This is a genomic window from Tunicatimonas pelagia (genome assembly GCF_030506325.1).
GTDB lineage: Bacteria > Bacteroidota > Bacteroidia > Cytophagales > Cyclobacteriaceae > Tunicatimonas > Tunicatimonas pelagia.
Genome location: NZ_CP120683.1, coordinates 2,713,577 through 2,739,538 on the forward strand (window position 1 = coordinate 2,713,577; position 25,962 = coordinate 2,739,538).

Genomic DNA, 25,962 nt, shown 5'->3' on the forward strand with positions numbered 1-25,962 from the left:
CCGTGACCAATAAGATAGAGGCAAAATATTTCGACGGGCAGTCGTCGGCTTCTCAACAAACTATCGTAGCATTCGATGAAACCATGAATGAGTTCCGGCTGCATTTTGCGGCCGGAACTTCATTTGTTTGGAATCTGAATGATTTACGCTTTGAACAGTACGGTCATTTACTTGAGATACGAAACAAAAACTATTCAGGTGCCCTACTGAAAATCGATGATAAAAATTTCTCGCAAAGTTTCTATGTAGCTATCAAAGAAAACAAGGGGGTTGACATTCACACCCGTTTATTGAAACTCGGTTTTTCAAAAATTCTGGCTATTGCGGTTTGTTTGCTTGGTTTGGTGATGCTTGCGTACTTCTATGTTCTGCCACCCGTTGCCGAAAAATCTGCCGCACTGCTGCCTAACAGTTTTGACGACCAGATCGGGAATATGTTTATGGAGACGTTTCTTGACCACAATACCGTAGACTCCGCAAAAACCAAATACCTAAGGCAGTTTGCGTCCGAACTGAATCTGAAAAATGAAAAACCACTTCAGTTTTTCGTAGTAGAATCCAATGAAGTAAATGCTTTTGCTCTACCCAATGGACAAATTGTAATTTTCACTGCTATCCTAGAAAACATGCAAAGTGCTGGTGAACTGGCTGCCCTACTTGGTCACGAAGTATCGCATATTAATCATCGGCATTCTATCAAAATGCTTTGTCGAAGCTTAGCAGGTTATCTGACAGTTTCTTTACTTCTTAGCGATGTTAACGGGGTTGTAACGGTATTGGCCGAAAACGCCCAGCAACTTCATTCGCTTTCTTATTCGCGCCAGTTTGAGCAAGAAGCCGATGAGCAAGGTCTTAAAATTTTGATGGACAACAACATTGATCCAAACGGAATGGTACAACTATTTGACCAATTAGAAGAAGAAAGTGAGTATGCCGTTCCGAAAATTATCAGCTCCCATCCTCTGACAAAAGACCGCAAAGAAAATATGCGGAGAATTATCTACGAAACAGTTTATGAAGTAAAGCCACATAACAAATTGAACTCTTTATTCGAGAAGATCAAACGGTAAAGTCATTAAAAAAATGGTCCGTAATCCGGCAGGAAACCAGCTCAACGCATCAGCAGTAGATTTACCCACCTTGCTAATAATTTACCAAGTCCTTTCCTTTGCTACCTATCATTTACCAAGACACTGACTTAGTAGCCACTAACAAACCCCACGGATTGCTAATACATTGCGGTCAAATTATCTAAATTACACACAGGATTATTCAGATCTATTACGCACTAAAATTCATCTTGCAAAGCCTTGTACAGTTGATGAACTCTAAGGTGGAGAAATCATAAAAAATGTTAGACAATAAAATGAGAATCGGGTATAGTATATAAGGCTACTTGATACTATTTTCCACATTTATTAGCTGTAAGCATATGAACAAAGACGTGATAGAAAATTTCTTTAAAGCTTACTGGAAGCCCGGAATGTACACAGTGTGTACGGATAAAGTGCCGAAAGAAATGATGCGATCGGAAATTAATGAAAGCGGATGGTTTGAGTGGGGGCTTATAAAAGGAAATCTCACAGTTAAGGATTATCAGAAGGTTGAGAAAGACCTTAACATACAATATCCGCCTAGTTTTATTGAATGGCACAGAGCTTACTTTTTCCTAGATGGGGATTGTTCCCTTGTAAGACTACCTGAATCAAACCCTAATGAGCTATTGCATGATTTACGGTCGGTTGATGATTTATCTGCTTCTGAGCAATTGATTCCAATGAAGATTTATCCCTTTGCGGATGAAGGGAATGATACTGGTTCATTAGTATTTGATGCTCGTGAACCAGTGGAAAGCCATGAATTTCCAGTAAGGGTGTACGATCATGAATATGATGGAGAGTTGGAAGGCTTATCTAATGTAATATTTTCTTCCTTTACGAAGCTATTAGAGTGTATAACTCATTTTCTAGAATTACGGGCAGTAAAAAGCGATTACAAGATAATTCCTGACTTCTTTACTATAGACCCAACAGGTGCAGGTTTAGCAGGTCGGGATTATTGGAATTGCTGGATAGAAATGCTAAAAGCACACGAGAATACAAGCTAGAACGCTACTAACTACGTTTCAGTAAGATGTTATTACCTCTCTTGCTCCCCATCATCTACCAGGACTTAGACTTAGTAGCTATCAACAAACCCCACGGACTACTGGTGCACCGCAGTCGAATTGCCCGTGATGCTCAAGAATTTGCACTACAACTACTGCGCGATCAATTGGGGCAAACTGTTTATCCGGTTCATCGCATTGATCGTAAAACTGGAGGAGTATTGCTGTTCGCCCTCAGCCCTGAGGTACTTTCCGCTCTGCAAACTCAGTTTAGGGAAAACACGATAGATAAGCAGTACTTAGCAATTGTTCGCGGTTATGCCGATGAATTGGGGGGGATTGACTATGCTTTGGAAAATGACCGTGGCAAAGTGCAGGAAGCTTTTACTCAGTATAAAACCTTGGCTCAAACGGAGTTGAACGTTCCCTTCGGAAAACACGCCACGTCTCGCTATTCACTAGTATTGGTAAAGCCCCAGACCGGACGGTACCACCAGATTCGTAAGCACTTTAAGCATATTTTTCACCCCATTATCGGGGATCGACCGCACGGTTGCAACAAGCAAAACCGTTTGTTCAAAGAACGCTGGCAGATGAATACCATGCTGTTGCACGCGGCATCACTTACATTTATCCACCCCATCAGTAGCGAGCAAATTCTGATAAAGGCTCCGCTGCAATCTGAGTTCCAGCGAATGATTCATTTAATGGGTTGGTCTGGTTTAGAGGAAATCCGGGCGTTCCTACCATCCTGAATCATTATTGCTATCTTTGGTACTACACTTTTTGAGTTATGGCCAGAAAACAAAAGAGAAAACAAAGCGGAATTGTATATTCTACCAATCCTGATTTTTCCTACGAAACAGAAAATCAAGCTCAGCAGGAAACTTCACCACCAGGTGAGCAGCAGCTACGAGTGTGGCGAGAGAGTAAAGGAGGCGGTAAGCAAGTAACTATCGTGCGCGATTTCGTCGGATCAGACGATGACCTAAAAGATTTGGGAAAGCAACTGAAAAGCCACTGCGGAGTGGGTGGCAGCACCAAAAATGGTGAAATCCTGATTCAGGGTGATCAGCGCGATAAGGTAGTGACCTACTTACAGAAACAAGGTTATTCCGCTAAATCTGCCGGAGGATAAAATTACTAGAATGGACAAGATCAACCTAAACAAGAAGTTCGGCCAGTTTACTGAACACTGGACTCCTAAGATTATCGGAGAGCTAAACGGTCAGCATATTAAACTGGCCAAAGTGAAAGATGAGCTAGTCTGGCATAGCCACGCCAATGAAGACGAGTTATTCATCGTTCAGAAAGGCACACTGTACATGGACTTTCGAGATAAAACCGTGGAAGTGCATGAAGGAGAAATACTGGTGGTACCCAAAGGAGTAGAGCATCTACCCCGCACCAATGGCGAAGAAGTTTGGCTCATGCTCATTGAACCTATCTCAACCCAACACACTGGCGACGTAGTACACGAAAAAACAACGAACGATCAGGAGTGGATTTAATTCCCCGCTTTTGGATGAGTGGCTAAAACACCGACGCTAGTGCGACAGCAATCTCATCCAATAACTCATCTGATTGCGGAAATTCGTGGATATTCGCAAAGCCGTGGATCATGCTTTCGTAGGTTTGTAGCTTAACGGGCACACCAGCGGTCTGAAGTTTTTCAGCGTACTGCTGACCTTCGGTTTTCAGTGGGTCAAAGCCAGCTAACACGACCAACGCTGGGGGTAGATTACTGAGGTCTTCGGCCAGCAACGGAGAAGCGTAGGCTTCGTACCGATCCGCTTCATTGGGAAGATATTGTTCAATGTACCAGTCAATCTGCCGAGTGGTTATTCCGTAGCCTTCGCCAAAATTTTGGTGAGATACAGTGGTTAAATCTAACGACTGAGTGGCCGGGTACAACAGTACTTGATAATCAATAAAGTGCTGACTGCTATCTCGAGCCATGAGCGATGCTACGGTTGCCAAATTTCCTCCGGCACTATCACCCGCTACGGCTATTCGGGTGCTGTCCCCGCCAATAGTTTGAGCATTCTGATAAACCCACTGTAAAGCGGTATAAGCGTCTTGGGCTGCCGCCGGGTACGGATACTCGGGTGCTAACCGATAATCTACCGATACTACCAAGGCTGAAGCCTTTTGAGCCAGCTTGGCGCACAGCAAATCGTATTCATTAAGCGTTCCGAAGACAAAACCACCCCCGTGATAATACACAATAATAGGAAGATTATCGGTGGAGGAAGGGTAGTATAACCGAATCGGAATTTCTCCTTCGGCAGAGAGAACTACTGTATCTTTCGTGCTGGAAACATACTGCAAATATTTGGTAGAGGTTGACTCTTTCTGCCGATACTGCTCCCGAAGCTCAATGGGCGAATAATTTTCTATATCGGGGGGTTCGTAAATAAGACGGACTCCAATAGCAGCTAAATAATGCAATGTTCCGAAAGGAGTTTGGCTCCAGGAGTAAATAGTAATAATTATTCCCGCTAACAACACTAACAAGACCGCAGAAACTATCAACCACCACTTCTTCATCGCGCTAATGAGACAACACCCAATTTTTTAGATCATCAAGTACTCGTGCCCGATCTTCCGGTCGTTCGTTCATGGTTTCGTGGTATAAGCCTTCGTACAGCTTTAGCGTCTTGTCTGGCGTAGTCAGCAAATTGTAAAAATGCTGAGTAGCATCAGCACTTGTGAGGCGATCGGCCGTGCCGTGCATTAGATAAACTGGGATGTGTAGGGAATCAGCTCTTGACAAAATATCCCGGTGAATATTAAATAGAGCATGTCCTAAGCAGGCCGAAGTTCTGCCGTGCACTAGTGGGTCGTTATGGTACGACATAACTACTGGTTTGTGGTGGGATAGATCATTAATATTAAGCTGGTTACTGAGGGTTAACGATGGAGTCAAACGGGCTAACAAGGCCGCCACGGGTTTTTGAAGCTTTTTTACCCAGTCCATTGTCGGTCTAATGGCTGGAGAAGAAGCAATAAGTCCTCGTAAATTATCCTGATAATTGCCAGTGATAGCGTACTTCAGCACAATAGCCCCGCCCATAGAATGGCCTAACAGAAATACCTTCTGACCATCATTTTCCTGCCGTACTCTTTTGATTAAATCGCAAAGATCACTGACAAATAGCTGGAACCGATCAACGTGCCCCCGTTTTCCATCCGTTCTACCGTGCCCTCGGGCATCCATTCCGTAAAAAGCAGTGGCGGTACCTGAAAAAGCTTGAACCAAGTTTTGATAACGCCCCGAATGTTCACCTAGTCCGTGTTGAAAGACGATAACACGCTCAGCAGATGTGTTTGGTGTCCACTGTTGGTAGAATAACGGAAAGTCATCCTTTGATGAGTTAAATTGGCTGGTAGAGTGTTGATAACCTTCCATCGGAATGATTATTTAAAGTGCCCAATCGGGTTTGGGAAAGTAACGCATGGGACTGTAGCGAGGGTAGGTTTCAAACAGCTCTGGGTCGGGTCCAACTACGCGTGGGTCGTTGGTTTTAGTCAGCACTTCCGCCATCGTTTCGTTTAACTCGTTTATCAGTCCGGTAAACTCGGGGTCAGTTGCCAGATTGGTCAAACAGTTCGGGTCTTTCTTCACGTTGAACAATTCGTATTCAGGCCGCTTTCCTACCGATAACTCAAAGTACTGAGTGTACTCGGGATTATCGCGATTTTCTACGATAAACGATTTGGTTGGAGCGGCATCAATATCGGTAAATGCCCAATCAGAATGATGTATTCCTTCTTCATCTATTCCGTACAATGGATGCATTTCTTCCGTAGAGTCCGAAAGTAGTCGTTGGGGTGCACCGGCGGGCCAACGTTCGGGTTTTAGGTTCCAGATAAACAAATAATCGCCCCGCCGTAGCAACCGCTGCGGATAACCCAAATTCTGATAACGCGATGATGAGTGGCGTTCTCGTCCGGCAATAACGTATTCCCGGAAGTCAAGAAGTGTGCCTTCTTGCTCGGAGGTCAGTAAACTTACCAGACTCTTTCCACTGATCGGCAGCATTCCTTCCGAACTGGTTTGCGTTAACTCTAGAATTGTGGGAGCTAAATCGATAAAACTAATAGGGTTATCTACCTTCCGCCCACCCGGAAACTTTTCAGGAAAACGTACAGCCATCGGAACGTGTACGCCGTACTCATACGCATTGGCCTTTGCCCGAGGAAAGGGCATTCCGTTGTCAGCAGTTATTATAATAACAGTATTGTCTAGCTCGCCTATCTCTTCCAAATACTCAATCATTCGCCCGAGATGAAGGTCAAACCACTCAATTTCTACCGCATAATCTAGTAGGTCGCCCCGTACTTCTTCGTTATCGGGTAAAAATGCTGGAACATCTACACTTTCTAACGATTTGTTGTGCCGCTTCCACGAGTCTTGCTCGTAAGCCCGGTGGGGTTCTGAGGCTCCGTACCAAAAGAAGAATGGCGTATCTTCTTCGCGCTGCTCCATAAACTGACGGAAATTAGCAGAATAATTGGTACTGCGAATGGCTTCGGCAAAACGCTCGTCATCAGGGCCGCCTTCCTTGTAAGCTACCTGATTGTAGGCTTCACCCGCAGCATTCTGACTACGAAGCGGCGGTTCACCGTACTTAAACGGCCCCACCCCTTTTCCGGTGTACCCGGTATGGTATTCATTCGCAGCGAGTAGATCAACAAAGGGGACATATTTGTCAGACCAACCTGCCGCATGTTGCCCCGCTTGTTCGTTTTGCCAATGATAGCGTCCGGTAACAATTGAACTGCGCGATGGCGCACAGCCTGGTGATCCGGCGTAGCAATTTGAAAAATAAATTCCCTCGCGAGCCACTCGATCAAAGGCCGGCGTATTTATCCAGGTAGCACCAGCAAAGCCAGTATGCAGAAACGACTGATCGTCGCTGATGGCAAACAGAATATTAGGACGCTTTTTTGGTTCAGCCTCTTCCTGACAACTGAACAGTGAAATGATTAGAAGAAAACTAAGCGCATTACAGGTAAGGCGAAGTGTCATTAGGTTGATTTTGTAGGTAGTGATAAAGATAAAAGAATTGCCTTTCAGTTGAAAGCAGTACTTTTAACAAAGCAAAGAGATAAATCAGATTATCTCAAAATCTGCATATCCATAAACCTCTTATTAGCTAGGGAACAGTCAATATTCTCGAGAGGTAGCTCGCGCCCGATTGTGCCTACCTAAGAAGTAGACTTGGTACCCACTGACGACTTGGCATTTTCTTCTTCAATCTTCTGCATATCAGGTAGATACACTTGTATTTCGGTACCCATATTAAGGCTAGCCTTAATTTTTATCTCACCACCCAGCTTTTCAGCATTATTTTTTACAATAAATAATCCTAGGCCACTCCCTTCGGCATGCTCGTGCCCTCGGTAAAACATATCAAATGCCCGCTTTTGTAAATTACGATCCATTCCCAAACCATTGTCCTTTACCTTAATCTTAAGACCATGTTTATACCTACGGACTGAGATTTTCGTTACCGCATCGTTTTGGTCGGGCTTACGGTACTTAATGCTGTTCTCTACCAAATTCTGAAAGATAGACTCAAATATTTTTTTCTCAGTATGTAGCGTTAGGTCTTCATTCGCCGTAAGATGAATAATCACCTCTTCTCGCCCAGGATAGTTTTCAAACCGCTCAATAATTTCTTCCAAACACTCGCGAATACTAAAGGAAGTAAATTGTAGTTCTTTTTTTGAGGAAAGCCCCAGTTCTAGCAATCCAGAGAGTGTATCTTCCAGTTTGTCGACACTTCTTTCTATTAGAGATAAGTAATACTTTAGCGTCTCGGTATCTTCCGGCTCATCTGCTAGCAGATTAAACAAACCTTTCACTGAGGCTAATGGCCCCTTCAAATCGTGCGAGGCTCGGTAAATGAGTGTTTTGAGCTCTTCGTTTTTTTGCTTTAGTGCATCAGTTGCTTTGGTATACTGCTGCTGATCTTTAGCAATGAGGATATACTTAAACGTATGGTCAGATTGTATAAATGTAAAACTTAGCGATACCGGTATGTTTCTTTTTCTTCTAACATGCAAGTACGTTCTTCGCTCCCGGACATTTCTCCCGTCTTCTACGCTTTCAATTATTGACTCTAGCAACCGATGCTGTCTTTTAGGAAAAACCTGCGTGATGTGCTGGTCTATTAGAGCTTGTTCCTTGTAGTTCAATAAATCTTCAGCGTAACTATTGGCAAAACAAACATTCAAATCTTCGTTAAAAACCAATACTATATCCGTATAACTTCTTAGCAATTTTTCGGGGAAGTCATACTTGTTCTCGCACATCAAGCTATCTTCGGGGGAAGTACCTTTCAGCATCATATCAATTTAGTTGCATTATTATCTATACAAAGCATCACATGCTGATTGTATTTATATCCTCTCGTTACTATTCCAGATTTATAATTACTTTAATCTGTTGAAAAGACACAATTACAAATATAAGATTTATACAAAAAATTATATGAATATGTAATAAAATAGGATTAATTGTTTTTAACATCTGTCTCAGATAATGATAATCAGCATCTTTGATTCAACTAGCCACATTGCCAATATGGCATTAACCTTACAATGTTTAAGAAAATTAAATTATTCTGATAACCATCCTACCTGACTATCTAAGTTAGCTTGAGCGTATACCATAGCGATGGTAACTATAGAATGCTGAAAAAACTCTTATACACCCTTTTTTAGAGAACAAATCCACTATCTTCCTTTTGGTGAAGAGAGACAAAGGAGAACTAAACTATGAGCTAGTTTATAAGACTTTGCTTCTGATATACTGTATACTCAGCTAATATAAGCCAGAAAATAGTACCCACTATGTATGTGTAGCACTGCTCTTGTGATTCTATTTATCTAAAACATACATATCAACAGGGTAATAGATGAAGCGTAAATGCACCTACTATTTATAATAGCGTCCAACTTTATTTATATTTGTTATAGAAAATATAGATATAAATGAATAAATTTCTTAAGATAGCAGCAATACTTTATAGTATTTATGCATTACTTTTGGGGTGTACTCCAGAGATACAGGAATTTATTGATCCTAGACCTATAGCTACACCAGGAGAGAACATTAGAACCACTGCATTTACGGCAACTTGGCTACCCTTGTTGGGTGCCAATAGCTATTTACTGGAAGTAGCGACCGATGGGTCGTTTGAGGAAGAATTTCTAGTTACAGAATCACCGGTAGAAGTACGGGATACTGCTTATGTCGTGAGTAATCTAGAGGTAGCCAATACTTACTATTATCGGTTGGTAGCCAATCTGAGCACTGGTGAACAAACCCAGTATTCTGACATTATTACGGTAAACACACTGGGTATGCCAGCTCCGGTTGCTACAGTAGCTACTGAAATCAGCACGAATCAGTTCACTTCTCGCTGGCAAAAAGTAACTGAAGCAAGAACGTACGAGGTTGAAATAAGTAGTGATATTAATTTTACTGAAACTGATTCGCTACAGCGTGTCGTTACTGAAGACACTTTCGCTATTATAAAAAATGGCCTCAAGGTAGATGAAGACTATTTCTATCGGGTTACCGCCCGAAACGGAGATATCATCTCAGGTTACTCCAATGTAGTTCATCTAACCACCACCCAGCTCACTAAACCGGTTTTGTTAGAAATTCCGGATAGAGTACAAAACGAGCTTACTTTTCAGTGGCAAGCGGTAACCAGCGCAATTAACTATACCGTAGAGGTTACCACTGACCCGTTGTTCCTAAATGAGACAGCTTATGTGGTAGAGAATGAGCGTACTGAAGATACTTCATTTACCGTAACTGGATTAAATCCGAATACTTCTTATTACTTTCGGGTAAGGGCTCACAGTGAGAAGTCTTTTTCTGAATATTCTGAAAAGGGAGTAATTACTACTTCACCCTTATCTACTCCTACTTTGAATGAGATAAGTAACCTGAGTAGCACATCATTTACGGCAACCTGGACATCCGTGAGCAATATTGATTCTTACGTACTGGAAGTAAGCACCTACCCTGATTTTTCTACGCTATTTGTATCCGTAGATGAAATCACTGATACTACATACAACGTAGAAGAACTGACGGGTGATCAGACCTACTACTGCCGAGTTAAGGCAGAAAAAGATGGTAGTTATTCGGCTTACTCTAACGTCATGAGTCAGTACTTGTCGGCTTTAGAGTCACCCAGCAATATACTGGTTACCAATGTTAGTTATACCAGCTTCAATATTGTTTGGGATGTAGTACCTGATGCCTCATACTATACTGTTGATGTAGCTACTGACGAGCGGTTCACGAGTATTCTTAGCGATTTTGAAGAAACCTCTGTTAATAGCACATCCATAAGCGTTGACGACCTATCAGCTAGTACCCGCTATTACTTTCGGATAAAAGCGTTTAATAGCTACACCAGTTCAGCTTATTCAGAAACTTCAACCACCACAACTACTAGCGTGCCCACCCCGGTTGCTCAACAGCCATCTGACGTAGAACCATACGAGATATACGCTAGATGGGCACTTGTGTCTAGTGCTAATAGCTATCTTTTAGATGTGGCCACCGATGTCAATTTTACAGAATTTGTACCAGGCTACGAGGATTTATCGGTGGCAGGAACATCGTTGATTGTCGATGAACTAGATGTCTCGACAACGTATTACTATCGAGTACGGGCGATAATAGACAGTAACCTATCTGAATATTCTAATACCGTTGTTGTAACCACTGATGATATACCTATATTCGAGATTCCGGGCACCATTGAAGCCGAAGACTTTTTCCAGAATTTAGGTACTGCCCGAGTGGAGTCAGCAAATGCTTCCAGAGGCTACTACTTAGGGAATATTACTAAAGATGATTCGGTAGTATACCGAATCAATGTGCCTAGTGCCGGTCCGTACACCCTGGATTTTAGGGCATCCAATAATTCTGGTAGTGATACTAACATTACGGTGAGGCACGAGAATAACCCTAACCCCTCGCTGGTATCGATTCCTAATGGTTCAGATTGGAACGAGTGGGAAGACTCATCTACTACCTTAAACCTTAGTGCCGGCACTCAAGTGATCTGGCTAAAGTTCTCAGGTGGCTCTAGTGAATTAATGCGAATTGACCAAATTGAGATAGAGTAGTACCATTCAACTACTAAAATATTAAATACCCTACTTAGGTACTTTGAGAGAAAAACTTCACCTAATAATAAAGCACCTACTCCTTATTTTGCAGTAAAATTTAGATCCACAAAGTTTACTTTATCCAACTAAGGCAGCTTTGTCAGAGTAATCTCGGTTGGTAGTTAATCATGACGAATAAAGGGGCAATACTATTAGTAGTATCTATTTTTTGCGTACTCAGCGAAGCTTTATCCCAGGTTCTGGATTCATCATCGTATACACTCACTATCAAAGACGATATTCTGGGCATGGAGCTACGGCCCGACGAAGAAGCTAGCCGATCAATCTACATACTATCTAAAGAACATCAAGATATTGCTGAGGCGGCCATTAGCCACACCCTGATTACACAAGATGACATCTTACAGTCGGGAGCTACCACCCTACTGGAAGTTTTACGTTTTTCACCGGATTTTGTGGTTCGTCAGAGTACCAATGGCAACTATGTTTTGCACCTGAGAGGGTCATCATTCGCCGATGAAGGGGTTAGCCACCGAAATACGGTGCTGCTCATGATAAATGAGATTCCTTATTACAATTTCATGGAGCAGTCCGTATGGTGGGAAACGTTGCCTGTTGCTCTGCAAGATATCAAACAAATAGAAGTTGTTCGTTTTCCGCACGGAGCATGGTATGGCCCTGAAGCAGCCGAAGGTATTATCAACATTGTTACCAAATTAGATAACGGTCTGGGACTAAAAGCACAATCTAATACGCGGGTTGGTTTAAATAATAACCATGCTTTTCAAGGTAGCATTAGCTTTTACCAAGGAGGTAGATTTCGGGTAAATGCTACTGGTTATTTTAACAGATTTACTCGTTTTCAGCAATCTTCTTATATCTTCAGTCAAAGAAATTACGTTAGCGACGACTCGTTGCTCTTTTATCAAATAAATGCTAGAACAACCAATCCTACCGTAAGTAAGGGGATACGTAATTCAGGAGCGCATTTTAATGCTAACTACACATGGAGTAAAGATGCTGAGTTACACCTTAGTGCCGGAATACAAAATTCGGAAGCACAGGGTATCTTTCGGAGAATAGAGGAGGTTGCGCTATCGAACCGGCTAGCGAATACCAACTGGGTTTCTCTGCGCGCTCGTTGGAAACCATTCCAAACGTACTTTTCTTATCAGGCTGGCTCCCAGCTCTACAGTGGCTACGAGAACCTTCGGTGGGATAACAATAACCAATGGTTAGGTAGAATAGAGTATGCTAAGGAATGGAAAAAGTATCGGCTAGGGTTGGGAGCTGAGACTTTACACTACGAGTACGCTAATAGCCGAACCGACGTTGCCCCCATTTTTCCCCAATTAGGTCAGCGGTATAGTGCCAGCATATCGCAACATCTGTCTTTCTTTGAAAACCGATTAGTTTTAACCCTTGCCAACCGAGCCGACTACTACGCTACGCTTGGGAAGTCACTACTCAATAATCAGTTGAGTGCGCTATTCGTGCTATTCCCGGCTCATAAAATCAGCGCAGCCATTGCCTTGAGTGAGCGTCCGCCCGGCATACTCGACCAGAATCCGGTGAATGTGGAAGAACTTATCTTTCCATTTCAAGAAACACTGGTTTACGAAGCAAAGTACCACTACCAGATATCAAAAGATATAAACGCTGATCTTACTTACTTCCAGTATCAACCCCAAGAAGAAGCAGAGGGTACACACACCGCCACCCGTTCGGGATTTAGCGGTAAAGTTGATTGGCAAATTAACCGCTTGCTCTTATCAGGCAACGCCACGTATATGCAATTTAGAGGAGCAGGTAACACTCCTACCAACCCTCTTCCCGAACTATTTGGTAGCTTCACTGGAAGGTATTCCGCCTTATTTGACAAATTACAGGCCTTTCTTACTGTAAATTACTATTCTCAGCACCTTTATACCAGTAATAACGCGTCTTTCTCAATCCCCGCCCGGTTTAATCTTAGCAGCAGACTATCTTATCAAATTTGGGATGAGCACTCGTTATTCATCAGTGGGCAAAACCTACTGAATAATGGCAAAGTAGAGTACCCCTTTAGCGACCGAACCCAAGGAATATATTGGCTAGGCATAAACCTGAGGTTCTAATGAATAAGGTGCCTTACCATATTACTCATCTGTCGGGCGGGTCTTATCAAAAACCACTACCGGTAAGGCAGAATAGTCTCATACAAATTAGCCGCACAATAGCGTTAGTCATAGCTATCATTCTGGGTGGTCACCTCGTTGGGTTTACGCAAAATACTGCTTTGCCAGCTCTTTCCACCATCAAGCGTATTACTGACCGCGACCAATTGCAACAGGCTCTTCAAACGGCTGAGCGAGAACTAGGTGAAGCCCGAGCCAATAATGCAATTGATCAAGAAGGTGAATTGTTACACACAATAGGACTTCTCCACCAGAAACTAAGAAACGATGAAGATGCGCTAAAGTATTTACTTTGGGCTATTAGCACTTTTGAAAAGGCTTCTGCCCAAAGCAAGCTGCTGCTGGTAAAATGTGACCTAGGAGAATACTACTTTAGTAAAAAGGCATACCAAAAAGCTGCTCAGTACTACCAAGCGTATTTAAAAGGCAAAAAAAGGCTGGAAGAAGATGTTCCCGATCAGCTTACAATATTACAGAAAATTGCACGCAGTAATTTTGAGTTAGAAGAATACGAAGAAGCCAAAGCGGTATATCAACAATTAGTGAAAAGGCACAAAGCACGAAACGATGTAAAATCAGTGGCCGTGACTTATGAAGCCATTGCAGATATTAGTAAGCGCGTTAATGATCTGCCTAATGCTATACAGTACCTAGAGCAAGTTGAGAAGATTAGTCGCCAGACTAAAGACACTGTAAAGCTACTACATACCCTAAATAACTTAGGATTCTTACAGAAACGAAATAAAAACCTCAAAGCTGCCATTAACTACTTTCAACAGGCGTTGGCAATACCCATCAGTGAATCAAGGAACCAAGATATGCAGGTCTCTATGCTTACCAACTTAGGAGTTGCTTACACCAATTTGGGTTTTTTCTCTAGAGCAAGAAATTTCTATAATGAGGCTCTGGCCATAGAACGTAGATCAGGTAATTTAATAGGCCAAGCTCAGCAACTTAACTACCTTGCCTCTAATGCGTACATGAGCCAAAATAATGCTCAGGCACTAAAGCTAGCCGAACAAGCTATTGCACTAGGAGTAAGAAAGAATGCTTATCCTGAGCTAGCAGAAAGCTACAACATTGTAGCACTAGTATACAAAAGTGACAAAAACCCTGAAAAGGCGAAAATCTACCTGCAAAGTTATGCTGATATAAGGGGAAGAATTCGGGCTCAAGAAAAAAGGGAAAAGCAGAAAATACTGGCTCTTCAAGAGAGGATCGATGCTCAGGAAGAGTTCTTGAAGTCTTCTATTATAGAGCAAGAGCAAACAATTTTAGATCGGGAGCGACAAGAAAACGCCATCAGTTTAAAGGAGAAGGAGCTAGCCTTACTTAAGAAGACCCAAGCCCTGCAAGAATCAGAAATTCTTAATCAACAATTAGCCAACGAGCAAGCCGCTCAGCAGCTCACGCTCACCCAGCAAGAATTGCTTTCTGAAAAGCAAAAACGAGAGCTGTTAGAGCTCCAACGTACACAAGAAAGACAAACGCTACAGCTAGAGCAAAGCTTGCTAGAACAAGAAAAGCAAGAAAAAGCCATTGCCCTGTTAGAAGCACAGAAAAAGCTTCAGCAACAACGGTTACAGCAGGAAGCCACTTTACGGAAATATGGCTACGGTATTATCTCATCATTTTTAGTGATTATGGGAGTGGTATCGTACAGCTTTGTTCAAAAGCGAAAAGACCACCGCAAACTACAGGAGCAACAAACCAGGATTGCGGAGCAAAATGAGCATTTGAAGGCCAACGAGCAGATGCTGATTAGTAGCGTAGACGAGTTGGAATCAACGCAAGAAGCACTGCGGAAGCAAAAGAAGAGGTTAGAAATAGAGAACTACAAAAACCAAGAGAGTCTTCAGTACGCCAAGCGCATTCAGTTTTCTATACTTCCTAGCGAACGAGAGAGTCAAGCAATTTTCCCGGATAGCTTTGTGATATTTCGGCCTAAAGATGTGGTGTCGGGTGATTTCTACTGGATTTCAGAAGACCAAGGTGCAAAAATTATATCAGTAGTAGATTGTACTGGGCACGGTGTTCCGGGAGCGTTGGTCTCACTTATTGCCTATAATATGCTAAATGAGGCCATTCGGGAAAAAGACCTGCATAACCCATCTTCTATCTTAGCACATCTTAACCAACAGGTAACGAAGCGACTAAGGGGCCGGGATAATAGTGTGCAAGATGGTATGGACATTGGTATATGCATCTTCGAGACAAATCCAGACCAATCGGTACAACTGCGCTACGTAGGGGCTAAGCATACCCTCTTTCTGGTAAGAGATAACAAGCTTGAAGTTCTAAAAGGAATCAGGAAAACGGTAGGAAGTATTAAAAGCGATATAGCTAAATCTGAATACCAAATGATCCTTTATCCCGGCGATAGCTTGTATTTAACTACCGACGGATTCATTGACCAGTCTAACCCTGAGCGAAAGCGATTTGGCTCTAGGCGGCTAAAGCAAGTCATTCAAGAAATTCACCATCTCCCTATGCAGGAGCAACGAACCAAATTTATTAACGCACTGGAAGCTCATCAGCAGTCTTCCGAACAGCGAGATGACATTAACCTAATTGGAGTCAAGATATAAGATGAGTACTTACAATCAAGCAAAGATGAGCCATAATCGAAAACTAACAGATCACTTAATGATTTTACAGGACGAAAACTTGTTGATCTCGTATAAGGGACCCGTTACCCCCAATATTATGGCAGAAATTAGCCGAGATATTCGGGGGCAACTAGACGACTTTCCGCAGGCTAGTCGAAAGATATTTTCCATATTCATTGAGCTGGCTCAGAATATTTTATTCTACTCGGCTGAGAAAATTCGCTACGCCGGGCGCACCGAAAGCGTAGGAATACTTCAGCTTACTGAAATAGAAGAAGGGTATGTCTTCTCCTGTGGTAATATTGTAAATACTTCCGACGTAGGTCGGTTGGCCGATAGCTGCAATACCATTAACTCACTCGATCGGGATGAGCTTCGTCGCCTGCGAAGGGTACAACGTCGCCAACCACAAGCCGATGAAAGTAAGGGAGCCGGTATTGGATTGGTGCAGGCGGCTATTCTCTCCAATAATCCATTAGATATTGATGTATATACTATTGATGAGAAGCACTCGTTTTTCTCGCTATTTGTAACTATTGACAAAGATTAACAAACATTAAATTATTAGCTATTATGAGTAACTCAACGTTGGATGTTCTGGAAATAAAAGGAGAGAAAGACACATTTTACACCCCTCACGTATACTTCGACCCCCATAAAGGATACTGCCTGTTAGAAGGAGAATCGTACCTGGAAAATACGTGGGAATTCTACGAGCACTTATGTAGCTGGTTGCGAGAGTATACTAAAACGCAAAAACCGCTTACTTTCGATTTTAAAATGATCTATTTTAATACAAGCTCTTCTAAAGGTATTCTAGAAATAATGCTGTTACTGAAAGACTATGAAGACCGAGGGGGTGAGGTAAAGATTAATTGGTACTATCCTGAAGAAGATGATGATATACTAGAGGAGGCAGAGGACTTTATTGAAGATACTCAACTAGACATAGAATTGATCCCTCAGCCGGAGGAATAGTACGGTTTTCATCTTAATACTGATAAGCACCAGGTAGCCTGTCTGGTACTTTTTTTATTACTGACGGTTCTTTCTACTACCTAATAGTACTACTAATTAGTACATAATAAGCCCATTCTGTTGATAATGAAATTTGACTAAATCAAATTGGCCATGTACTAAAAATAGCTTTATAAAGCGCGTATAAGTCTGAATTTCAACACTTTGTGCGTAAAATATCACAACTTGTACATTCCTTACCAGTTGTTTTTTTGGTATTTATTTTATTTTTCTAATATAAAATATTACATTAGTAATATATTTAGATAAAATACTTAAATATGGAATGGATAGGTACTATACTATTTTTCTTTTTCATTTGGCTACAGACTTGTCCTGAAAAGAGTAGTCAGTAGAAAGAGTTACCGAAGTTAATTAACTACTGAAGCAAGAACATTACGAACTCCTGCATCAGCAAACGCTCGTAGATACCAAGCAGTTTGCTTAATAAAAGGACGCATATCCTGACTCCAAAACGGAGAATACGTGAGTATTTTTTGCACCAACTTTTCTATATCTGCTTCACTGGTAAGGTCAACTCCCTGCCAAGCTTGGTGAAGAAAGGCCGCTTGATCATCCTTGATCGGGTATTTCTTTCCTCTGAACTCTCCGTAGTAGGTATCACCTTCTAGAACTACTGGTCTACTGAATAGCATGTAGGTGGCCAAACCCGCACACATTCGCTTAGGAACTTCTCCCATTTTTTTAAAGTAACGGTCAAAGGTAAGCCCGTTACGCATATTCATCTTAGAAGTATACTGTAGCGCGATGCTGATAAGTTGATGGTGCAGATACGGATTCCGAAATCGATCTAGTACATCATCCGCAAATTCTTGAGCCATACCACGATCAATTGCTAGCGTGGGGATAATCTCTTCGTAAATAACCTGAGAAATAAATTTACCCATCACCTCATCTTGCATACACGCATCTACAGTCTCTAATCCGCACAGAAAACCTGCTGCTACACTAATGGTGTGTCCCCCGTTAAGAATACGCAATTTTCGCTCACGGTAGGCAGTAATATCTTCGTCTACCACAATTCCGCTATCTGCTTTAAGAAAGGGTGCCCTTTGGTATAACTCTTCCTTCTTACCCTCAATAGCCAGAAAGCGGTATACTTCGCTAACGGTGAGCAGTTCATCCTGAAAGCCCAGATATTCCTCCAATGCTGCTTGTTTTGCACCACTTGGTTCGCCCGGAACAATGCGGTCTACCAACGTATTGCAGAATAAACAGTTCTGTTCTATCCACTGCCGAAATTCATCTTCAAGCTGGTTAAGCTCAACCAGCCTAAGCACAATAGATTTGAGTTTACTTCCATTATCAATGAGTAATTCAGTAGGAATAATCAGCATACCACTTTTAGGAAGGCCACCAAAAGCCCGGTAACGCTCGTACAAAAAAGCCGTTAGTTTACCCGGGAACGACGCTGGCGGGTTGCCTAAAAGGTTGTCATCTTCTTGCAGCGTAATACCTACTTCGGTAGTATTAGATACTACTGTGGTAATCGATTCGTTGTGAGCACATTCTAATACTTTATGCCAATAGTCAGCCGCTGGAAGTGCCCTAGAAACAGATGAATTGATGTAAAATTTCCGCTGAGCCTGACCTTTATAAAACCCCTCTTCGCAAATAGTGAACAATCCATTCTGATTAGCAAATCGCTTACCACGCCCGGAACGAGTGCTATTTACAATTACGACCCGCCCTTTAAACAAATCTTGCCGATTGGCTTCATCAACAAAGTACTCAATTAAACCTCGGAGCAATACCCCCGATCCAAATTGAATAATACGATCAGGATAGCGAAAGAATCTGGGATCAGGAAATTGAACATCGTCTCGATCAGCAAACTGTTTCACCGTAGAAGCGATCAGTTTTTTACTGAGGATAGGCATGGTTGTATTAGTTAAGAAAAATGAAATATAGAGTTTTTTCGGTGATTCTTACGAAAAGAATGTAAGCTCAAAGGATTACGGTCTGGTTATACGGCTCTAAAGCGGGAACATAATCCATACTTTATTAGGTAAGTTTTCATAAACAGTAGAGGTGTAATAAATAGTGTAACAATCGTGATTCAGATTGTATTTCTTCCCTCATAAATACGCCTAATTCCTACAAACGGTCTATCCAACCGATTGTGTAAAGAATCTATCATTCCGATTGGTATTTTCCCTTTATGTAAGGCATTTATCGTCTGCAAAATCTTAACGAAAAATTAGTCGCTAACCTACTGATAAAGTTACCCCATAAAGCAAGACTATTAGAAGCAAGAAAAACTTAGTTACAATTAGCGTACTTAATTTGTGGGTAGTATAATAAGATCACTTCGCTAAAGCACCGATGAGCAGCATAAAGATTATTGGATGTACCGTTATTTTAACTGCTTTATTGGGGATAATCGTGATAGTCTTCTGGAAGCAGCAGATTCAGTATCTGAGGCCAACCACCAAGCCTAAAAACTACGTAGCAATTACGCCAGGATCGCAAATTGCCCTATCTTTTTTAAGCGAAAGCACTAAACCAAACTTTCTCCATTTTTATAATCCAAACTGTCCTTGTTCAAGGTTCAATCAAGATCATTTCCGCCAACTGGTTCGTCAATACCAGCACCAAGTTAATTTTTACACCATTGTTCCTGATAAAGCGGAAGAACCGCTAAGCCAAGAACTCAACATTCCAATTATTAGCGATGCCGATGGGGCTATTGCTGATGCCTGCGGTATTTACGCCACTCCCCAAGCTGTAATTCTCACCGCCACAGGCACACTCTACTACCAAGGAAACTATAATAAAGCCCGTTATTGCACTACCCGGTCCACTCGCTTTGCCGAACTTGCTTTGCAATCAGCCATTGCTAAACAGTCACTACCCTTAGCCGTGCAACGCGCCGGACTGCCCTACGGATGTAACCTACCTTCTGACATAACCACTAACACAAGTAGCCGGTCTATTTCATTCGTAAATTTATTTAACTAAGATGAGCGATACCTCGATAGATGTTAGAGTGCGGGAACACTTCCAGCAAATTTACCAGCGAGCCGATCGTATTATTGAAATTGGCTTAGGTTGTTACTTTGTATTTGGTCTGGGCATTGCTTGGTTTTACAATACCTGGATGATCGCTCTAACCGTAGGAACGCTTACGATTAGTATGTACGCCGTAGCTAAATGGTTCTTTCCTAAGAAAGTACTAAACCAACATATCGCTGGTTGCGCCTTCGCTATCTTTATGGCCCAGTTTATTTACCAAATGCATGGTTTATTTGAGATGCACTTCTTTGCATTTATTGGAGTTATCATGCTCATCGTTTATCAAAACTGGAAAGCGTTTATCCCTATTACCCTACTGATTATCATTCATCATAGCACATTTGCCTATCTACAATACACTGGCTACGAAGAAGTTTACTTCACTCAATTAGACTACATGTCGCTCAGCACCTTCTTTTTCCACGTGGGGCTAACTGGAGTGATTATCAGTTTATGCGCCTTTTGGGCTTACGACTTCCATTTACATACTAGAAAAGCTCAGTTGAGTAGTATTAAGGTTCAAGACCAATTAGTGTATTCGGAGCAGAATATGGCCTTTGCCGCCGAAATTGCCAAGGGCAACCTTGACGTTAAGCAAAACCGGGAAGAAACTAACGAGCTCGGCCGGTCGCTCATTGATATGCAACAGAAACTGAAAGATGCTAAGCAACGAGAACAGCGGGAGCGGTTTATGAATGTTGGGTTAGCTGAAGTAGGTGACATTTTACGTAAAAATGCAAACTCCCCTGAAGATCTTTCTGAGAAGGTGCTCGCCTACTTAGTGAAGTACGTTGAAGCCAACCAAGGGGCAGTCTTCATTGCTGAGCATGACCAAGAGAGAAACGAACAGGTGCTTCGTATGGCGACCTGTTATGCCTACGAAAAGAAGAAATTCGAGGATAAAGTCGTTCGGCTAGGACAAGGACTGGTGGGGCAAACTTTTTTAGAAAAGAAAACCACCCATCTCACTAAAGTACCCCAAGATTACGTCAATATTACCTCAGGATTAGGAGAAGCCACTCCGGGTCATCTTCTAATTGTTCCGCTAATCGTTAACGAGAACGTAGAGGGTATTATTGAATTAGCCTCGTTTAAAGATTTTCCATCTGATACTATTCAGTTTCTAGAAAAAGTAGGCGAAAGTATTGCCTCTGTAATAGCCTCTAGCCAAGCCAGTTTGCGTACCGCCCGCTTACTGGAAGAAACCAAAACCAGTGAAGAAGAATTGCGCGCCGCAGAAGAAGAGATGCGACAAAACAACGAAGAGCTACAAGCTATTCAGGAAGAAATCAGTCGTAAAGAGCAAAGTCAGGCCGCGCTATTTCAAGCAGTGCAACAGTCCATCGGTATTTTGGAGGTGGAACCTGACGGTAAAATCATTCAGGTTAATGATACGTTAGCGCATTACCTAAACTACGCTCCGCATGACTTGAGAGGTCAATTTAATGAAAAGATCATCAAGCAAGATAAGGGATACACATCTTTCTGGCAGCAGCTTCAAGCGGGTAAAGCCAGTCAAACTTCATTACAGTTACAGCACAAACGGTCTGATGTTAGCACCCTGGCAGTAGCGGGCAATCCGGTAGCGGGTCAAGATACTATTATGTTACTATTCTGGATTGAAAGCCCAATTGAAGTAGTATAGTTAGAAAATCATTCTTGGCTCTATCAGCAACAGTAAGGTAGCGATCTCCGTATGCTACCCCGCTGGGTTTTTTCTCTGGACTCAGCCTTAACAACCGCCATTTTTTAGTATTTTTCGGTTTTGTATCACCTACTCCCTAACTATGGACCGGAATCTACTTACTTTTTGCTTTTCGCTCATTTTCTCTCTGTCATTACAAGCCCAAGTACCTTCTCCAAAAGAGGTTATTGGCTTTCAGATGGGAGCCGATTACGAAATTGCCGATTATACGCAGATTACCGATTATCTAGAGAAACTAGACGAAGCTAGTGAACGGGTGCAGATGCAGCAGATTGGCACATCGGTACTCGGGCGACCACTGTACGTTTTATTCATTTCCAGCAAAGAGAACCTCCGACAGCTAGATAAATGGAAAGAAATTAGTGCCAAACTAGCTCGAGCTCGTATTCCCGACGACGAAGCTCAACAGCTTGCGCAGGAAGGCAAAGCCATTATTTGGATCGATGGGGGCATTCACTCCACCGAAAGAGCGGCTACCCAGTTCCCACCCGAACTAGCCTACATGGTGGCTACCGAAGAAACGGCGGAGATGAAGAAAATTCGGGAGAATGTCATCTTTATGCTCATGCCCAACATCAACCCCGATGGACTGGATATTGTGGCGGACTGGTATAAAAGAAATCTGGATACTCCCTACGAAACTTCTTATCCTCCGGTGCTCTACCACTACTACGTAGGCCACGATGACAACCGGGATTGGTTTATGAATACCCAACCGGAAACTCGGGCGGTTACTAACTTACTGTTCAACGAGTGGTACCCGCAGATTGTCCACAACCAGCACCAATCCTCTCCCCGCTGGGCTCGAATATTTATCCCTCCCTTTTCTAAGCCGGTGAATCCGCACATTCATGCCGGAGTAGTGAACGGAGTAAATTTGGTGGGCAACGAAATGGCCACCCGCTTTGCGGTGAATAACATGCCGGGCGTGATTTCTGATGTGACCTACACCATGTGGTGGAACGGTGGCTTACGCACGACTCCCTATTTTCATAACCAAGTAGGCATCCTCACCGAAACGGCACACACTACTCCTACACCACGCTTTTACCCCCCCGATTCGCTACCCAAGACAATAGCTAACGGAGTGCCAACCGATGGAACAGCAATCAACTATCCTAGCCCGTGGAAAGGAGGCGAGTCTCGCTTTCGAGATGCAGTAGCGTACATGCTTACCGCCGGAATGGCCACCCTCAGCATTGGAGCGGATCGTAAAGAAAAGTGGCTGTACGATATGTACCGCATGGGTCGCGATGCAATTGAAGCGGAAAGTGATGCCTTTGCCTACGTAATTCCTACCGAACAGTGGAATGCCAGCGAAGCTCGTAACCTAGTTAATATTCTAATGCAGGGCGGGCTAGAAGTTCACCAAGCCGACCAGTCGTTTAGTGTGGGTGATACTACCTACGCCGAAGGTAGTTTTGTGCTGTACGGAGCGCAGGCGTTTCGTCCTTACCTAAAAGATTTGCTGGAAAAACAGGAGTATCCTGACATACGCCTCTATCCGGGTGGCCCGCCCAAAACTCCGTATGATCTGGCCGGTTGGACTCTGCCACTCCAGATGGGCGTACGCGTAGATCGTTTAGATAGTGAAGTGAAAATAAGAGCAACTGCGGTAACTAAAGCAGTGCGACCTACCTCTGGTAAAACCGCTGAGAGTGCAAATTTTGCGTACGCATTAAGCCCCAGAGACAATGCCAGTGCCCAAGCGATAAACTATTTATTAGCCGAGCAAGCCAAAGTACATTGGCTGGGCGAAGCAACTGATAATCTGAATGCAGGAACCCTTCTTATTGAGCGTGATGAAAATACCGAACTTCAACTTACTCAACTGGCTGATTCCCTCGGTCTTACCTTCACTGGAATTAACAATAAACCGGAAGCTACGCTTCATCAGATTCGCCAGCCTAAAGTGGGGTTGTACAAATCGTGGGTAGCCAATATGGACGAAGGCTGGACGCGCTGGCTACTGGACGAATACAACTTTCAATACGATACGCTGCACGATGAGCAAATCCGCACGGCGGATCTGGCGCAGTACGATGCTATTATTATTCCCGACCAAAGCCCCCAGCGAATTTTGCACGGCCATGCTATCTACAATATGCCGAAAGAGTACACCGGAGGGCTGGGGCTAGCCGGAACGCTGGCGCTACAAGACTACGTAAAGCAAGGTGGTACGCTCATCGCCTTCGATAAGGCGAGTGACTTCGCCATTCAGCAGTTTGGCTTACCCGTGAAAAATGTAGTGTCTGGCCTGTCCAGTAAAGAATTTTTCATTCCTGGCTCACTCATTCGGGCATCGGTAGATACCGCTCATCCCTTAGCCTACGGTATGCAAGATACGGTGGCTACTTCATTCTCCCGCAGCCGGGCTTTTGAAATCGTAAAGCAAGAGCGAGAAGGTGAAGGTGGCCAGGAAGATATTACTAAGCTACCCGACCCAACCGTGGAAACTATTGTTCGCTACGCCCAAGATGACTTACTGATGAGTGGCTGGGCCTTGGGTGAAAAGAAACACATCGGCGGTAAAAGTGCCATGATGCGGGTAAAACACGGCGAAGGGAGCATCGTTCTCTTTGGCTTTCGCCCCCAGTTCCGGGGTCAACCTCGGGGCACTTATAAGCTTATCTTCAACGCCATCTACAGCAGCACCGTCGATGATCTGCCGGTTTTGGTAAAAACGGAAGATGAAGAAAAGGCCGAGTGATGGCCAAAGTACGCTAAATTTTCATTAGCGTTTGTAGCACTCCCATATTCTCGCCATTACTCTTTACAATCAGAATGGGGATATTGCTGTCGCGATATACTAGTTTTTCGGCCACTGACCCCATCAAGATCGCCGAGGCAGCCGTACGGCCCCGAGAGCCAATCACAATCAAATCTACATCTGCTGCCTCAGCAAAAGCATGAGTTAGCTCAGCATGTTTTCCGTCGTCCGTAGCCACATATTCGCAAGGAGTATCCGGTGGGAAGCTGTGCTTAGTTAGAAATTTACGACAATCTTTCTCAGCGTGCGCCTGCATGATTTTCTCAAATTCTTCTCGGGATTTACCAGTTTTATAGTAACCAATGGGCACGCGGTAGACGTGCGTCATAAGTAACTCCATTGAGGGTGCACTTGAGAGGTCTAACGCCCGCTGCATGGCCAAAGCAGCGTGATCTGAAAAATCTACAGGCACTAGTATCTTGTTAAGCTTAGCCTTGAAATCTTGAGTAACTAATAACAGAGAGCAAGGACATTTTCGGGCAATTTTGCTCGAGACAATACCCGATCCTTGTAAGCTCTTCTTGCGCCCCATCAGAATTAGATCAATGTTCTTGACTTTACATAGCTTTAATACTTTGTCAATAGCATTTCCTTCTTTAACAATGCAGTTAACATCTAGTGTAGAGCTATCAAAGTAGTGATCTACTTTTTTCTGGATATCAGCTATGATACTTTCGTCCATCGGCTCTAGCAGTCCGGGAAATTCTTTAAGCAGATCAGCCGGTAACTCCAAGTCTTTAGCAACATGAACGAAAAAAATACGCTCAACCGGCAGCAACTTGCTCAGCATATGCGTGTACTGAATGAGATAGTCATCCATCTCGGTGAGATCCAACGCTACTAGGATAGATTTAAAGGGTTCTTCTGTTGTTGTTTTCATGGTTTTTCAATTTTAGGTCACAATATTCCGCGAATGAGGAAGAGAGAGGCAAAGGCAATGATGGCGTAGAGTTCGGGAAATACCGCCAGAATGAGTGCCCTACCAAAAACATCGTTGCCCGATCCGATGCTATCGATACTACTGGCACAAACTTTACCCTGGTACATACCGGATAACAGTCCGGCTATTCCCAGAGCCAATCCTCCTCCTAATACTCCCGCACCTTGCATGAGCGTCATGTCGGCACTGATCAATTCCTGGAGAATGAAGAATCCGGCAAACCCGTACAGCCCCTGGGTACCAGGTAAAGCACTTAAAACGATGAAGGAGCCAAAGGCTTCAGGACGTTTTTTTAAAGCACCCACGGTAGACATGGCACCAATTGCGGTACCCATCGCGCTACCGCAGCCAGAAAGCCCTACTAATAGGCCGATGCCAATAAATGCGAGGGTTAAAGGTAGCGTTTCCATAGTTTTCTCTTTTTTGTGTG

General features: G+C 43.2%; 20 protein-coding genes. 13 read left to right on the forward strand and 7 right to left on the reverse strand.

Translation table 11 applies throughout. The annotated features are described in order from the left end of the window. The first annotated feature begins 2 nt into the window (after window positions 1–2). From P0M28_RS11475 to P0M28_RS11495, 5 genes are all read left to right on the forward strand, one after another. The gene (locus P0M28_RS11475; protein ID WP_302210042.1) at window positions 3–1,070 is read left to right on the forward strand and encodes a M48 family metallopeptidase; all 1,068 of its coding nucleotides are present in this window, start codon (window positions 3–5) and stop codon (window positions 1,068–1,070) included. A gap of 362 nt (window positions 1,071–1,432) precedes the next feature. Continuing rightward, window positions 1,433–2,107: an SMI1/KNR4 family protein gene (locus P0M28_RS11480; protein ID WP_302210043.1), complete on the forward strand. Its 675-nt coding sequence runs from the start codon at window positions 1,433–1,435 to the stop codon at window positions 2,105–2,107. 26 nt (window positions 2,108–2,133) lie between these two features. Next, window positions 2,134–2,862: a pseudouridine synthase gene (locus tag P0M28_RS11485; RefSeq protein ID WP_302210044.1), complete on the forward strand. Its 729-nt coding sequence runs from the start codon at window positions 2,134–2,136 to the stop codon at window positions 2,860–2,862. A gap of 38 nt (window positions 2,863–2,900) precedes the next feature. Then, window positions 2,901–3,245 (forward strand): translation initiation factor, encoded by a 345-nt coding sequence (locus tag P0M28_RS11490; protein WP_302210045.1) that lies wholly within the window; start codon window positions 2,901–2,903, stop codon window positions 3,243–3,245. A 10-nt stretch (window positions 3,246–3,255) separates the two neighbouring features. Further along, window positions 3,256–3,618 carry a cupin domain-containing protein gene (locus P0M28_RS11495; RefSeq protein ID WP_302210046.1) on the forward strand — a complete coding sequence of 121 codons (363 nt, stop codon included), beginning with the start codon at window positions 3,256–3,258 and terminating at the stop codon, window positions 3,616–3,618. A 22-nt stretch (window positions 3,619–3,640) separates the two neighbouring features. Here P0M28_RS11495 and lipP1 read toward each other — a convergent pair whose 3' ends face one another. The 4 genes from lipP1 to P0M28_RS11515 all read right to left on the reverse strand — a co-directional run bounded on the left by lipP1 (window position 3,641) and on the right by P0M28_RS11515 (window position 8,467). After that, window positions 3,641–4,657: a LipP1 family hormone-sensitive lipase gene (lipP1, locus tag P0M28_RS11500; protein ID WP_302210047.1), complete on the reverse strand. Its 1,017-nt coding sequence runs from the start codon at window positions 4,655–4,657 to the stop codon at window positions 3,641–3,643. A gap of 4 nt (window positions 4,658–4,661) precedes the next feature. Next, on the reverse strand, window positions 4,662–5,519 hold the full coding sequence (locus P0M28_RS11505) for an alpha/beta hydrolase (protein WP_302210048.1): 858 nt from the start codon (window positions 5,517–5,519) through the stop codon (window positions 4,662–4,664). Window positions 5,520–5,531: 12 nt separating this feature from the next. Next, window positions 5,532–7,142, reverse strand: a complete 1,611-nt coding sequence (locus P0M28_RS11510) for a sulfatase family protein (protein ID WP_302210049.1) — start codon at window positions 7,140–7,142, stop codon at window positions 5,532–5,534. Window positions 7,143–7,321: 179 nt separating this feature from the next. Continuing rightward, window positions 7,322–8,467 (reverse strand): sensor histidine kinase, encoded by a 1,146-nt coding sequence (locus P0M28_RS11515; RefSeq protein WP_302210050.1) that lies wholly within the window; start codon window positions 8,465–8,467, stop codon window positions 7,322–7,324. Between the two features lie 645 nt (window positions 8,468–9,112). On the opposite strand from P0M28_RS11515, the gene P0M28_RS11520 reads away from it, so the two are divergent. From P0M28_RS11520 to P0M28_RS11540, 5 genes are all read left to right on the forward strand, one after another. Continuing rightward, complete coding sequence (locus P0M28_RS11520) at window positions 9,113–11,275, forward strand: fibronectin type III domain-containing protein (RefSeq protein ID WP_302210051.1); 2,163 nt, start codon at window positions 9,113–9,115, stop codon at window positions 11,273–11,275. Window positions 11,276–11,445: 170 nt separating this feature from the next. Then, the gene (locus P0M28_RS11525) at window positions 11,446–13,395 is read left to right on the forward strand and encodes a TonB-dependent receptor plug domain-containing protein (RefSeq protein ID WP_302210052.1); all 1,950 of its coding nucleotides are present in this window, start codon (window positions 11,446–11,448) and stop codon (window positions 13,393–13,395) included. After that, on the forward strand, window positions 13,395–16,043 hold the full coding sequence (locus P0M28_RS11530; RefSeq protein ID WP_302210053.1) for a SpoIIE family protein phosphatase: 2,649 nt from the start codon (window positions 13,395–13,397) through the stop codon (window positions 16,041–16,043). Before P0M28_RS11525 ends, P0M28_RS11530 begins: the two co-directional genes overlap by 1 nt. 58 nt (window positions 16,044–16,101) lie before the next feature. Beyond that, entirely contained in the window at window positions 16,102–16,614 is a 513-nt protein-coding gene (locus tag P0M28_RS11535; protein ID WP_302210054.1) for a SiaB family protein kinase, read from the forward strand. Window positions 16,615–16,637: 23 nt separating this feature from the next. Beyond that, the gene (locus P0M28_RS11540) at window positions 16,638–17,042 is read left to right on the forward strand and encodes a DUF1987 domain-containing protein (protein ID WP_302210055.1); all 405 of its coding nucleotides are present in this window, start codon (window positions 16,638–16,640) and stop codon (window positions 17,040–17,042) included. Between the two features lie 410 nt (window positions 17,043–17,452). Here P0M28_RS11540 and P0M28_RS11545 read toward each other — a convergent pair whose 3' ends face one another. Continuing rightward, window positions 17,453–18,982, reverse strand: a complete 1,530-nt coding sequence (locus P0M28_RS11545; protein WP_302210056.1) for a tagaturonate reductase — start codon at window positions 18,980–18,982, stop codon at window positions 17,453–17,455. Window positions 18,983–19,427: 445 nt separating this feature from the next. Here P0M28_RS11545 and P0M28_RS11550 point away from each other — a divergent pair, with 445 nt between their 5' ends. The 3 genes from P0M28_RS11550 to P0M28_RS11560 all read left to right on the forward strand — a co-directional run bounded on the left by P0M28_RS11550 (window position 19,428) and on the right by P0M28_RS11560 (window position 24,532). Next, complete coding sequence (locus P0M28_RS11550) at window positions 19,428–20,063, forward strand: DUF6436 domain-containing protein (RefSeq protein WP_302210057.1); 636 nt, start codon at window positions 19,428–19,430, stop codon at window positions 20,061–20,063. Window position 20,064: 1 nt separating this feature from the next. Further along, window positions 20,065–21,762: a GAF domain-containing protein gene (locus P0M28_RS11555; RefSeq protein WP_302210058.1), complete on the forward strand. Its 1,698-nt coding sequence runs from the start codon at window positions 20,065–20,067 to the stop codon at window positions 21,760–21,762. Between the two features lie 142 nt (window positions 21,763–21,904). Beyond that, a complete protein-coding gene (locus tag P0M28_RS11560) occupies window positions 21,905–24,532 on the forward strand; it encodes a M14 family zinc carboxypeptidase (RefSeq protein ID WP_302210059.1) in 2,628 nt (875 codons plus the stop codon). Between the two features lie 13 nt (window positions 24,533–24,545). Here P0M28_RS11560 and P0M28_RS11565 read toward each other — a convergent pair whose 3' ends face one another. Further along, window positions 24,546–25,472, reverse strand: a complete 927-nt coding sequence (locus P0M28_RS11565; RefSeq protein ID WP_302210060.1) for a universal stress protein — start codon at window positions 25,470–25,472, stop codon at window positions 24,546–24,548. A 17-nt stretch (window positions 25,473–25,489) separates the two neighbouring features. Beyond that, the gene (locus tag P0M28_RS11570) at window positions 25,490–25,942 is read right to left on the reverse strand and encodes an ATP synthase subunit C-like protein (protein WP_302210061.1); all 453 of its coding nucleotides are present in this window, start codon (window positions 25,940–25,942) and stop codon (window positions 25,490–25,492) included. Window positions 25,943–25,962 lie beyond the last annotated feature (20 nt).